At 71.4% G+C, this 12105-nt stretch carries 12 protein-coding genes; 8 read left to right on the top strand and 4 right to left on the bottom strand.

Annotated features, from left to right (window positions below; genetic code table 11):
- Positions 1-47 precede the first annotated feature (47 nt).
- Positions 48-1085, bottom strand: coding sequence for a 4-hydroxy-3-methylbut-2-enyl diphosphate reductase (locus ACFWE2_RS20605; RefSeq protein ID WP_377226079.1), 1038 nt, complete (start codon positions 1083-1085; stop codon positions 48-50).
- A 63-nt stretch (positions 1086-1148) separates the two neighbouring features.
- Here ACFWE2_RS20605 and xseA point away from each other — a divergent pair, with 63 nt between their 5' ends.
- The gene (gene xseA, locus ACFWE2_RS20600) at positions 1149-2411 is read left to right on the top strand and encodes an exodeoxyribonuclease VII large subunit (RefSeq protein ID WP_377226078.1); all 1263 of its coding nucleotides are present in this window, start codon (positions 1149-1151) and stop codon (positions 2409-2411) included.
- Between the two features lie 57 nt (positions 2412-2468).
- Positions 2469-3611 (top strand): epoxide hydrolase family protein, encoded by a 1143-nt coding sequence (locus tag ACFWE2_RS20595; RefSeq protein ID WP_377226077.1) that lies wholly within the window; start codon positions 2469-2471, stop codon positions 3609-3611.
- Between the two features lie 24 nt (positions 3612-3635).
- On the opposite strand, the gene ACFWE2_RS20590 is transcribed toward ACFWE2_RS20595, so the two are convergent.
- A complete protein-coding gene (locus ACFWE2_RS20590; RefSeq protein ID WP_377226076.1) occupies positions 3636-4385 on the bottom strand; it encodes a class I SAM-dependent methyltransferase in 750 nt (249 codons plus the stop codon).
- 82 nt (positions 4386-4467) lie between these two features.
- On the opposite strand from ACFWE2_RS20590, the gene ACFWE2_RS20585 reads away from it, so the two are divergent.
- Positions 4468-5388, top strand: coding sequence for an RNA polymerase sigma-70 factor (locus ACFWE2_RS20585; RefSeq protein WP_377226075.1), 921 nt, complete (start codon positions 4468-4470; stop codon positions 5386-5388).
- A gap of 3 nt (positions 5389-5391) precedes the next feature.
- Here ACFWE2_RS20585 and ACFWE2_RS20580 read toward each other — a convergent pair whose 3' ends face one another.
- Positions 5392-6135, bottom strand: a complete 744-nt coding sequence (locus ACFWE2_RS20580) for an SDR family oxidoreductase (protein ID WP_377226074.1) — start codon at positions 6133-6135, stop codon at positions 5392-5394.
- Positions 6136-6288: 153 nt separating this feature from the next.
- Between ACFWE2_RS20580 and ACFWE2_RS20575 the strand changes: the two genes are divergently transcribed.
- Positions 6289-6903, top strand: coding sequence for an HAD family hydrolase (locus ACFWE2_RS20575; protein ID WP_377226073.1), 615 nt, complete (start codon positions 6289-6291; stop codon positions 6901-6903).
- A 6-nt stretch (positions 6904-6909) separates the two neighbouring features.
- Here the strand turns inward: ACFWE2_RS20575 and ACFWE2_RS20570 are convergent, their stop codons facing one another.
- Positions 6910-8529, bottom strand: coding sequence for an ABC-F family ATP-binding cassette domain-containing protein (locus ACFWE2_RS20570; protein WP_377226072.1), 1620 nt, complete (start codon positions 8527-8529; stop codon positions 6910-6912).
- A 120-nt stretch (positions 8530-8649) separates the two neighbouring features.
- Between ACFWE2_RS20570 and ACFWE2_RS20565 the strand changes: the two genes are divergently transcribed.
- The 4 genes from ACFWE2_RS20565 (at position 8650) to ACFWE2_RS20550 (ending at position 12053) form a co-directional block, all read left to right on the top strand.
- Complete coding sequence (locus ACFWE2_RS20565; RefSeq protein WP_377226071.1) at positions 8650-8922, top strand: exodeoxyribonuclease VII small subunit; 273 nt, start codon at positions 8650-8652, stop codon at positions 8920-8922.
- The gene (locus ACFWE2_RS20560; RefSeq protein ID WP_377226070.1) at positions 8919-9875 is read left to right on the top strand and encodes a carbohydrate kinase; all 957 of its coding nucleotides are present in this window, start codon (positions 8919-8921) and stop codon (positions 9873-9875) included. Before ACFWE2_RS20565 ends, ACFWE2_RS20560 begins: the two co-directional genes overlap by 4 nt.
- Positions 9872-10549 (top strand): carbonic anhydrase, encoded by a 678-nt coding sequence (locus tag ACFWE2_RS20555; RefSeq protein WP_377226069.1) that lies wholly within the window; start codon positions 9872-9874, stop codon positions 10547-10549. Before ACFWE2_RS20560 ends, ACFWE2_RS20555 begins: the two co-directional genes overlap by 4 nt.
- 79 nt (positions 10550-10628) lie before the next feature.
- Complete coding sequence (locus ACFWE2_RS20550; protein WP_377226068.1) at positions 10629-12053, top strand: class II fumarate hydratase; 1425 nt, start codon at positions 10629-10631, stop codon at positions 12051-12053.
- Positions 12054-12105: the final 52 nt, after the last annotated feature.

Here is a 12105-nt window from a genome sequence, read left to right as displayed (position 1 = left end):
ATCATCAGGGCGGGACCCGCCACCCGGGACCCCCAGGAACACAGCGCTCAGGCCAGCGGGAGCTCCGGGCGAGCCTCGCGCCGCGGACGCTTGGGCTCCTCGCCCGCGGCCTTGAGTCCCGCCCGCAGCTCGCGCGGCAGCGAGAACATCAGGTCCTCTGTCGCGGTCCGGACCTCGTCGACCGTGCCGAAGCCGTGGTCGGCGAGGTGCGCGATGACGTCCTCCACGAGAATCTCGGGAACCGAGGCACCCGAGGTGACACCCACCGTGGTGACTCCCTCGAGCCACTCGTCCTTGATCTCGGTCTTGCGGTCCACGCGGTACGAGGCCTTGGCACCGGCCTGGAGCGCCACCTCGACGAGCCGCACCGAGTTGGACGAGTTGGCCGAGCCCACGACGATGACGAGATCGCACTCCGGCGCCAGCTTCTTCACCGCCACCTGGCGGTTCTGCGTGGCGTAGCAGATGTCGTCGCTGGGCGGGTCCTGCAGGGACGGGAACTTCTCGCGCAGCCGGCGCACGGTCTCCATGGTCTCGTCGACCGACAGCGTCGTCTGTGAGATCCACACGACCTTGGCCGGGTCGCGGACCACCACCTGGTCCACCTCGTCCGGCGAGTTCACGATCTGCACGTGATCGGGTGCCTCACCGGCGGTGCCCTCGACCTCCTCGTGACCGGTGTGCCCGATCAGCAGGATGTCGTAGTCGTCCTTCGCGAACCGGACGGCTTCCTTGTGCACCTTGGTGACCAGGGGGCAGGTCGCGTCGATCGTGTCGAGGCTGCGCGCGACGGCCGAGGCGCGCACCGCGGGCGACACCCCGTGCGCTGAGAAGACGAGCCGGCTGCCCTCGGGCACCTCGTCGGTCTCGTTGACGAAGATGGCGCCGCGTTCCCGCAGCGTCTCCACCACGTGCTTGTTGTGCACGATCTCCTTGCGCACGTAGACCGGCGCGCCATAGGTCTCCAGTGCCTTCTCGACGGCGACGACGGCGCGGTCGACGCCCGCGCAATAGCCTCGGGGTGCAGCCAGCAGGACGCGCTTGGTCTGGGTCTCAACAGGACGCTCAGGGCTCGTGACACTCACAGGTGCAGTCTAGGGGCGGCGTGCGGAGGGCTTGTGTCGGTGGTGGGTGGCAGGGTTGGACACGTGACGGAACCCACCCAGCGACCACACCCGGCAGAGATCCCGCTGAAGGCGCTCGACACCACGCCCTCCACCCCCTGGCCGGTGCGTGTGCTCTCGGAGAAGATCAAGGGCTACATCGACCGGATGCCGCCGGTCTGGGTCGAGGGGCAGGTGGTGCAGTTCAACCAGCGCCCCGGTTCCGGGATGCAATGGCTCACGCTCCGTGACACCGAGGCGGACGCCTCCCTGCCGGTGACGATCTTCTCCCGGGTCCTCGGCATGCTGCCGCAGCCGCCGGGCGAGGGCGACCACGTGGTCATCCACGCCAAGCCGGTGTTCTGGACCAAGCGCGGCACGCTGCAGATGCAGGCGAACGAGATCAAGGCTGTCGGCGTCGGCGAGCTGCTCGCCCGGATCGAGGCCCTCAAGAGGGTCCTCGCGGCCGAGGGCCTGTTCGACCTGTCCCGCAAGCGGAAGCTCCCCTTCCTGCCCGCGGTCGTCGGGCTCGTGTGCGGACGCGAGTCCAAGGCCGAGCACGACGTGGTGGTGAACGCCCGGGCCCGCTGGCCCCAGGTGCGGTTCGAGATCCGCGAGGTGGCGGTACAGGGCGTCAACGCGGTGCGCGAGGTGTCGAACGCGATCGCCGAGCTCGATCAGGACCCCCGCGTCGACGTCATAGTCGTCGCACGGGGCGGCGGTTCGGTCGAGGACCTGCTGCCGTTCAGCAACGAGTCGCTGGTCCGCGCCGTCGCGCAGGCCCGCACTCCCCTGGTCAGCGCGATCGGCCACGAGACCGACGCGCCGCTGCTCGACCTGGTCGCCGACTACCGCGCCTCCACGCCCACCGACGCAGCCAAGCGGATCGTGCCCGACGTGTCGGAGGAGCGTCTTCGCCTCACCCAGGCCCGAAGCCGGATGCGCGGCGCCGTCGCGGCGATGATCGACCGCGAGCAGCACGGGCTCGACGGCGTCCGCTCCCGCCCGGTCCTTGCCGTGCCGCACACGATGCTGGAGGCCCGGGAGCGCGACATCGTCCAGTCGCTCCGGCACAGCAGGCACGCCCTGAACGCACTGCTGCTGCGGGCGAGCGGTGAGATCGGGCGGCTCGGCGCCCAGGTGCGGGCGTTGTCGCCGGCCTCGACGCTGGAGCGCGGCTACGCCGTCGTACAGCGCGCGGACGGCCACGTGGTGCGGCGGCCCGACGACGTCGCGGTCGGGGCCGGCGTCCACGTCCGCCTCGCGGAGGGTGCGCTGGACGCCGAGGTCACCGCTGCGACTTTTTAGGGGGACGCGGCCGGTAGAGGACAGAACCTGTCCTCTTCGCCTGGCACTGTAGGTGTCATGACCCAGGACAGCGCACTCACCCCGTTCCGCATCGACATCCCGCAGGCCGACCTCGACGACCTCCGCGACCGGCTCGCACGAACCCGCCGCCCGCACCCCGTGCCCGGCCGGGACGACCGCACCGACTTCAGCCGCGGCATCCCCCAGGCCTACCTCACCGAGCTCGCCGAGTACTGGCGCGACGGGTTCGACTGGCGCGCACAGGAGGCCAAGCTCAACGAGCACGAGCAGTTCACCACCGTCGTCGACGGCCAGACCTTCCACATCGTGCACGTGCCTTCCGCGAACCCCGAGGCGACACCGCTGATCCTGTGCCACGGCTGGCCGGGCTCGTTCGTCGAGTACCAGCGCCTGATCCCGCTGCTGACCGACCAGTTCCACCTCGTCATCCCGTCACTGCCCGGCTTCGGGTTCTCCACGCCGCTGTCCGGGACCGGCTGGGAGCTGGCCCGCACCGCCGACGCGTACGCCGAGATCATGACCCGGCTCGGCTACGAACGGTTCGCCGCGCACGGCACCGACATCGGCGCGGGCGTCACCGGGCGACTCGCTGCCGTCTACCCGGAGCGCGTCATCGGTACCCACGCCGGGAGCGACGGCCGGATGCTCGGCATGGTCGGTGACAAGTTCCCCTACCCCGACGGGCTGACCGAGGACGAGATCGCCCAGATCGAGGCCATCCGCACCAAGGACGTCGCCGAGCGTGGCTACTTCGAGATGCAGAACCACCGTCCGGACACGATCGCCGCGGCCCTCACCGACTCGCCGGTCGGCCAGCTCGCATGGATCGCCGAGAAGTTCCAGACCTGGACCAACCCCCGGCACGCGACCCCCGACGAGGCCGTGGACCGCGACCAGCTCCTCACCAACGTCAGCCTCTACTGGTTCACCCGTGCCGGCGCGTCGAGCGCGCAGTTCTACTACGAGTCGGAGCACTCCAGCCTCGGCTGGGCAGGGGCCTCCGGTGTCCCCGCCGCCTGGGTCGTGTTCGACACCCACCCGCTCATGCGCCGTGCGCTCGACCCGTGGAACGCGACGACCCGCTGGACCGACTTCACGGAGGGCGGCCACTTCCCCGCGATGGAGGAGCCCGAGCTGCTCGCGAAGGACATCCAGGACTTCTTCAGCACCCTGGGCTGAGCCTTCACAGCCTGCGCTGAGACGTCAGGCCCGGCGCGCCACGAACACCCACTCCAGGCCCGGCCGGTCGGGCGCATCCAGCACCTCGTCGACCTCGAACCCGGCGGCGGCCAGCGTCACCTCGATCTCGTCCCGCTCGCGGAACCGCAGGGTCGAGACCGAGGTGACCACGTCGCCGTCGGGCAGCACGCCGGGCGGGAAGCGGTAGGACTGCTGGAAGGTGACGAGCGGAAGCTCCACCTTCAGCAGGTCGTTCCACATCTCCACCTCACCCACCCCGGGGATGTCACGACGGGCGGACCGGAGCTCGCGGGTCCACCCCAGCCAGGCCTGGCGCGCCGGCACACGCGTCTCGAACACGAGCACACCACCGGGACGGAGCGCCGAGTGGACCGCGGCGAGCGCCCCGGCCCACTCGGCGTCGGTGGTGAACACCTGCGCGACGTTGCCGGTCATCGTCGCGAGGTCGGCGGCGAGGCTCAGGCCGGCGACGGCTTCGGCCCCGCCCTCGACCCAGGTGACGGCGTCGGCGCCGGGCTTGCCGCGGGCCACCTCGAGCGAGGCGGCGGCGGGGTCGACGCCGGTCACGCGCAGGCCGCGCCTGGCCAGCAGGAGGGCGAGCACCCCGGTCCCGCAGCCGACGTCGAGCACTGTGCGGGCGCCGAACCGTGCGGCGAGGTCGGTGTACAGGCCGAGGTCGCCGCGGTCGTCGTCGAAGGAGTCGTAGAGCCGCGCGAGCCGAGGGTCCACGAAGATCGGGTCGGGTGTGGTCATGCCAACATGTTCACCCGCCTCCGGAGCGAGCCCAAGGACATTCGGTCGCGTACGGTCGATACGGCACCAGGAGGAGAGCACGATGACAGGTTCCGTTGACGCCACGCTCGACGACGCGGCTGAGGTGTTTACTACCGCCCGCAGGCGACTGTTCGGCATCGCGTACCGGATGCTCGGCTCGGCGGCCGAGGCCGAGGACGTCGTGCAGGAGACGTGGGTGCGGTGGCAGACGACCGACCGTTCGGTGGTGGTGAACCCGCAGGCGTTTCTCACCACCGCGGCGACGCGGTTGGCGATCAACGTGCTGCAGAGCGCGCGGTCGCGCCGCGAGACCTATGTGGGGCCGTGGCTGCCCGAGCCCGTCGACACGAGCGAGGACCCGACGCTCGGCGCGGAACGGGCGGAGGCACTGGACGTGGCGCTGCTGATGCTGCTCGAACGGCTGACCCCCACCGAGCGGGCCGCCTACGTGCTGCGTGAGGCGTTCGGTTACGCGTATCCCGAGATCGCGCGGATCGTGGGGGTCTCGCCTGCCGCCACGCGCCAGCTCGTGAGCCGGGCGCGCAAGCATCTCGCCTCCGAGCGACGGCACGAGGTGGACGCGACGGTTCGCCGCGAGCTGCTCGCGGCGTTCCTCGCCGCGGCCCGGGCCGGTGACGTCGAGCGGCTGGAGCAGCTGCTCGCGGAGGACGCCGTCAGCCGCGTCGACAGCAACGGCGGGATCAAGCACGTCGCCCGGGTCGCGGTCGTCGGCCGCGCCAAGGTCGCGCGGGTCCTGTCCTCGTTCGCCGAGACCTTCTGGGCGAACACCTCCGTGTTCCCGCTCATGCTCAACGGTGAGGCCGCCTTCGGTTTCGAGCGGGACGGCGAGCTGTTCGGCGTCCTGTCCATCACGGCCTCCGACCAGGGGGTGCAGGAGGCGCTGTGGCAGATGAACCCCGAGAAGCTCGAACTCCTCCGGCGGGCCAGGGAAGGCCGGGCCGCGCCGGAGGGTTCGAGCTGACCGTCAGGCCTGGGCCTTGCGCCACTGCTCGTAGGTGACCTCGCCCAGCAGGGCCTGGCCGTGCGGCACGAGCTCGCCGTCCTCGAGCGCCGCGCCGAAGTACGTGGCGCTCGGGTCGGTGCGCACCTCGCGCGGGTCGTCCTTCGACGCCAGGTACGTGCGCACGATCTCGTCGAAGCCGAAGACCTCCGGTCCGGCGATGTCGATGGTGCCGTTCAGCGGGGTGTCGACGGCGGTCCTGGCGACGAAGCGGGCGACGTCGGCGGAGGCGATCGGCTGGAACCGGACCGGGGCGATGTGCACCGCGCCGTCCGCCTCCGCGGTGTCGGCGATCGAGCCGAGGAACTCGAGGAACTGCGTGGACCGCACGATGGACCAGCCGGCGCCGGAGGCCTTGACGAGGTCCTCCTGCACGATCTTGGCGCGCATGTAGCCGGAGTCGACGCCCTCGGCGCCCACGATCGAGAGGATCACGTGGTGCTGCACCCCCGCCTTCGCCTCGGCCTCGAGCAGGTTGGTGGTCGAGGTGCGGAAGAAGTTGGTGACGTCCTCCTCCGCGAACGAGGGCGAGTTGCTCAGGTCGATCAGCACCTGTGCGCCCTCGAGCACCTCCGGCAGGCCCTCGCCGGTCAGGGTGTTCACGCCGGTCTGCGGCGCGGCTGCCACCGCTTCGTGCCCGTGTTCGCGCAGGTTGTTCACGACCTGGCTGCCTACGAGGCCGGTGCCGCCGATGACCACGATCTTCATGGTGGTTCCCCATTCATGTCCGGGACGTTCTCGACGAGCCGGACGGCCCGTCGTGAGTTCGACCGGGAGCACCCCAGATCTGTGACGAGCGGTGCCGGGCGCGGTCCGGCGCGCGCACCGGGCCAGCGGGCCCGGGACCGTTACGGTTCGCTGGTGACGACCATCCGACACGTGCTCTTCGACGCCGACGGCGTGCTCCAGGAGATCCGAGACGGCTTCTTCGCCTCGGCCACGCCGCTGCTCGGCGAGCGCGCCCCCGAGATCCTGACCCTCGCCTCGGCCTACGAGCGGCCGCTGCTGGGGGGTGACGACGACTTCCTGCCGGTGCTCGCCGAGGTCCTGCGGCAGTACGACGTCGACGTGCCGGCGGCCGACCTGTTCGCGGCCGTCTGGCTGAACATCGCGACGTCACCAGCCTCGCTGGACCTGGTCCGCGGGCTGCGCGACGCCGGGTACGGCGTGCACCTCGGCACCAACCAGGTCCGGCGCCGGGCCGAGCACATGCGGGCCACGCTGCCCTACGACGAGCTGTTCGACGTCAAGCTCTACTCCTGCGACCTCGGGGTGGCCAAGCCGGACGCCGCGTTCTTCCAGAAGGCCGCGACCCGGATCGGGGCCGAGCCGGCGGCGATCCTCTTCATCGACGACCACTCCCCCAACGTCGCGGGTGCCCGGTCGACCGGGATGCGCGCGGTGCAGTGGCGCCTCAAGGAGGGGCACGACGTCCTGCTGGAACGGCTCGCCGAGCACGGCGTCGCGCCCGCCTGAGCCCGGCTACCGCTCCCGCTCGACCCGCCGCTCGTCCCACACGGGCTCCGAGGTCTCGCGCACGACGCCGTCCGACCCGAAGACGAGGTACCGGTCGAACGAGCGCGCGAACCAGCGGTCGTGCGTCACGGCCAGCACGGTCCCGTCGAACGACTCCAGCCCTTCCTGGAGCGCCTCGGCCGACTCGAGGTCGAGGTTGTCGGTGGGCTCGTCGAGGAGGAGCGCCGTCGAGCCGGCGAGCTCGAGCAGCAGGATCTGGAACCGGGCCTGCTGGCCGCCGGACAGCCGGTCGAAGGGCCGCTCGGCCTGCTCGGTGAGCTCGTACCGGCGCAGGCGCGCCATCGCCTTGCCCTTGTCCTGCGCGTGGTCCTCCCACAGGATGTCGAGCAGCGCGCGCCCGAACAGCTCAGGGTGTGCGTGCGTCTGCGCGAAGTGTCCGGCGACCACCCGCGCCCCGAGCTTCCACGAACCGGTGTGCGCGACGTCGCCACCCGCGAGCAGCCGCAGGAAGTGCGACTTGCCCGAGCCGTTCGAGCCCAGCACGGCCACCCGCTCGCCGTAGAAGACCTCCAGGTCGAACGGCTTCATCAGGCCCGTCAGCTCCAGGCCCTCGCAGGTGACGGCCCGCAGCCCCGTACGCCCGCCGCGCAGGTGCATCGTGATGTCCTGCTCGCGCGGCGGCTCCGGCGGCGGCCCGGCCTCCTCGAACTTCTTCAGCCGGGTCTGCGCCGCGCGGTAGCGCGAGGCCATGTCGGGGCTGCTCGCGGCCTGGTTGCGCAGCGTGAGGACCAGCTTCTTGAGCTGGGCGTGCTTCTCGTCCCAGCGCCTGCGCAGCTCCTCGAACCGCGCGAACCGCTCGCGCCGCGCGTCGTGGAACGTGGCGAACCCACCGCCGTGCACCCAGGCGTCGGCGCCGGCGGGGCCGGGCTCCAGCGACACGATCCGGTCCGCCGCCCGGGACAGCAGCTCCCGGTCGTGGGACACGAACAGCACCGTCTTCTTGGTGGCCTTGAGCTGGTCCTCCAGCCACCGCTTGCCCGGCACGTCGAGGTAGTTGTCCGGCTCGTCGAGGAGCAGCACCTCGGCGGTGCCGCGCAGCAGCGCCTCCAGGACGAGGCGCTTCTGCTCGCCGCCCGACATCGTCCGCACCTCGCGATACTGCGCCCGGTCGTAGGGGATGCCGAGCGCGGCCATGGTGCAGACGTCCCACAGGGTCTCCGCCTCGTAGCCGCGCACCTCCGCCCAGTCGGACAGGGCCTGCGCGTACGCCATCTGGGCGGCCTCGTCGTCGACCGTCAGCATGCGGTGCTCGGCCTCGTCGACGGCGCGCGCGACCTCACGCAGGCGGGGCGCCGATACCGAGACGAGCAGGTCGCGCACCGTGGTCTCGTCGCGCACCGAACCGACGAACTGGCGCATGACGCCGAGGCCGCCGCTCATCGCAACGGAGCCCGCGTGCGGCGCCAGCTCACCGGTGATGATGCGCAGCAGCGTGGTCTTGCCCGCGCCGTTCGGCCCGACGATCGCCGTCGCGCTGCCCTCGCCCACGCGGAACGAGACGTCACCGAGCAAGGTCCGGCCATCCGGCAGGTGGTATTCGACGTGCGCTACTTCGAGATGGCCCATGGGTCACCATGGTCCGACGTCGGACACGCCAGGACCAAACTCTTTCCGTGCGGACGCCCCGGTGGACGCCCTGTGGACAGAAGACAACGGATGTCGGTGGTGTGCTGTTGACTGTTCCCCGTGAGTACAGATGCGGTGACCGGAACCGATCCGGTGAGGAGCGCTCCCGACGTCGCGACGCTCAGCTATGAGCAGGCGCGTGACGAGCTCGTGCAGGTGGTCAGCCGCCTGGAGACCGGCGGCGAGCCGCTGGAGGCGTCGCTCGCGCTCTGGGAGCGCGGTGAGGCCCTGGCCGCCCGCTGCCAGGAATGGCTCGACGGCGCCCGCGAGCGCCTCGCCGCCGCGCAGCAGGGGTCTCTCTCGTCGGCCGAGTCGCCGGAGGAGGCCGAGTGAGCCCGTACGTCCTCGCCGTGGGCGAGGCGCTCGTGGACGAGGTGCACCGGCCCGACGGCTCCTCCGCCGAACATCCCGGCGGAAGCATCGCCAACGTCGCGCTCACGCTGGGCCGCCTCGGCCGGGACGTCCGGCTCGCGACCTGGCTCGGCGCCGATGCACGGGGCGACCTGGTGCGCGCGTGGCTCGCCGACTCGGATGTCACGCTCGTGCCGGGCAGCGACGGGGCGGAACGCACCAGTGTCGCGGTCGCCACGCTCGACGAGAACGGCTCCGCCACCTACGACTTCGATCTGGCGTGGCGCGTTCCCGCGGCGGCTCTGCCGGGTGCCGACACCAGCGCCGAGACGAGCGCCGAGGTCGGCGGCAGCGCCGCCCTCGCGGTCCACACGGGTTCGATCGCGGCGATCCTCGAACCGGGCGCCACCGAGGTGCGGCAGGTCCTCGAGGCGGCGCGGACGACGTCGACCACCACGTACGACCCGAACGCGCGACCAGCGATCATGGGCCCCGCCGAGGAGGTGCGGCCCCGCGTCGAGGCGCTCGTGCAGCTCTCCGACGTGGTGAAGGTGAGCGACGAGGACCTGGGCTGGCTCTACCCCGGCACCGACCCCGTCGCCGTCGCACGCGACTGGCAGCGCGGCACACCCGCGCTGGTCGTGGTCACGTTCGGCGGCAAGGGCGCGGTCGCCGTGTCCGACGCCGGTGTGGTCGAGGCGGTCGCCCCGCCGGTCGAGGTGGTCGACACCGTGGGTGCCGGCGACTCGTTCATGGGCGCGCTGATCGACGGCCTGTGGCAGCACGACCTGCTCGGCGCCGACCGGCGCGGAGCGCTGGGCGCCGTCGACGTCGCGACCGTGCAGCGGGTGCTGGACGGTTGTGTCGCCGTAGCGGCCATCACCGTGTCCCGGGCGGGAGCCAACCCGCCCCGCCGTGAGGAGGTAAACCGATGACCGCAGTACCAGAGCGGCTCAGCCCGCGTGACGCCTGGGCGCTGCTGCGCTCAGGCAACGACCGCTTCGTCGCGGACGCTCCGGCCCACCCGTCCCAGGGCGCGGCCCGGCGACGCGAGCTCCAGGCCGCGCAGCACCCGCACACCGTGATCTTCGGCTGCTCGGACTCCCGGGTCGCCGCGGAGATCATCTTCGACCAGGGGCTCGGCGACGTGTTCGTGGTCCGCACGGCCGGACACGTCCTGGACACCACGGTGATCGGCTCCATCGAGTACGGGGTCGACGTCCTCGGCGCGTCGCTCGTCGTCGTGCTGGGCCACGACTCGTGCGGTGCGGTGGCTGCCGCCGCGCACACGCTCGCGACGGGTGAGCAGCCCGGCGGGTTCGTGCGTGCGGTGGTGGACCGCGTCATCCCGTCGATCGTCAGCATCACGTCAGGGGACCCGGCCACGGCGATGGCCGCGCTCGCCGACCAGAACGTGCTGCGCCGCGAGCACGTCAAGCACACCGTCGGGATGCTGCACAGCTACTCGGCAGGTCTGGCCAAGGCGGTCGAGGAGGGCAGGTGTGCGGTGGTCGGTCTCGAGTACGACCTCGCGGAGGGCAGCGCACGCATGGTCAACGTGATCGGGGACGTCGGCGAGCTTCCCGCGGCTCTGTCCCGGACCGACTGACGGGCGCGGCGCCGGCCGGGGTGACAGGAGTCACGTGCTCGGGTGCGTCGGCGGGGCGCGGCTGCGGCACGATAGAACCATGACTGCTGACACCGTCGTCCCGTCCGGCGACACCGAGTTCCGTATCGAGCACGACACCATGGGTGAGGTGCGCGTCCCGAAGAACGCCCTCTACCGCGCCCAGACGCAGCGTGCCGTCGAGAACTTCCCGATCTCCGGCACGCCCCTCGAGCGTTCGCACATCGAGGCCCTCGCCCGCGTGAAGAAGGCCGCCGCCACCGCGAACGCGGAGCTCGGCGTGCTCGACAAGGACATCGCCGAGGCGATCGTCGCTGCCGCGGACGAGGTCGCCTCCGGCAAGCACGACGGCCACTTCCCGATCGACGTCTTCCAGACCGGTTCGGGCACGTCGTCGAACATGAACACGAACGAGGTCCTCGCGACGCTCGCCACCGCCGCGCTCGGCAAGGACGTGCACCCGAACGACCACGTCAACGCGTCGCAGTCGTCGAACGACGTCTTCCCGACGTCCGTGCACGTCGCGGCGACCTCCGGCGTCGTGAACGACCTGATCCCCGCGCTCACCTACCTGGCGGAGGCGCTCCAGGCGAAGTCCGTGGAGTACGCGGAGGTCGTCAAGTCCGGGCGGACGCACCTCATGGACGCCACCCCGGTCACGCTGGGCCAGGAGTTCGGCGGATACGCCGCCGCCGTCCGCTACGGCGTCGAGCGGCTGCGGTCTGCGCTCCCGCGTGCCGCCGAGGTGCCGCTGGGCGGCACCGCCGTCGGCACCGGTATCAACACCCCGGCCGGCTTCCCGCAGCGGGTCATCGCCCTGCTCGCCGAGGACACCGGCCTGCCGCTGACCGAGGCCCGCGACCACTTCGAGGCGCAGTCGGCCCGCGACGGCCTGGTCGAGCTGTCGGGTGCGCTGCGCACCATCGCGGTCTCGCTGACGAAGATCTGCAACGACCTGCGCTGGATGGGCTCAGGCCCCAACACGGGCCTCGGCGAGATCGCGCTGCCCGACCTGCAGCCGGGCTCCTCGATCATGCCGGGCAAGGTCAACCCGGTCATCCCCGAGGCCGTGCTCATGGTGTGCGCGCGTGTCATCGGCAACGACGCGACCGTGGCGTGGGCAGGTGCGTCCGGGTCGTTCGAGCTCAACGTGCAGATCCCGGTGATCGCCCAGGGTGTGCTGGAGTCGATCCGGCTGCTGTCCAACTCGTCGCGCGTGCTGGCGGACAAGACCATCGTCGGCATCACGGCGAACGTCGAGCGTGCCCGCGCGCTGGCCGAGTCGTCCCCGTCGATCGTCACGCCGCTCAACCGGGCCATCGGCTACGAGGCAGCGGCCAAGGTCGCCAAGCACGCCGTCAAGGAGGGCATCACCGTGCGGCAGGCCGTGATCGACCTCGGGTTCGTCGAGCGTGGCGAGGTCACCGAGGCGCAGCTCGACACGGCCCTCGACGTCCTCTCGATGACGCGCCCGCCGCAGGCCTGACCTTCGGGACCGCGAAGTAGAGCGCCTGTCCTGCTTCCGCACGGTGACACCG

Source organism: Promicromonospora sp. NPDC060271 (assembly GCF_042726755.1).
Classification (GTDB): Bacteria; Actinomycetota; Actinomycetes; order Actinomycetales; family Cellulomonadaceae; genus Promicromonospora.
The sequence above is the reverse complement of the archived record's forward strand: the minus strand, read 5'-3'. Positions and strand labels throughout refer to the sequence as shown.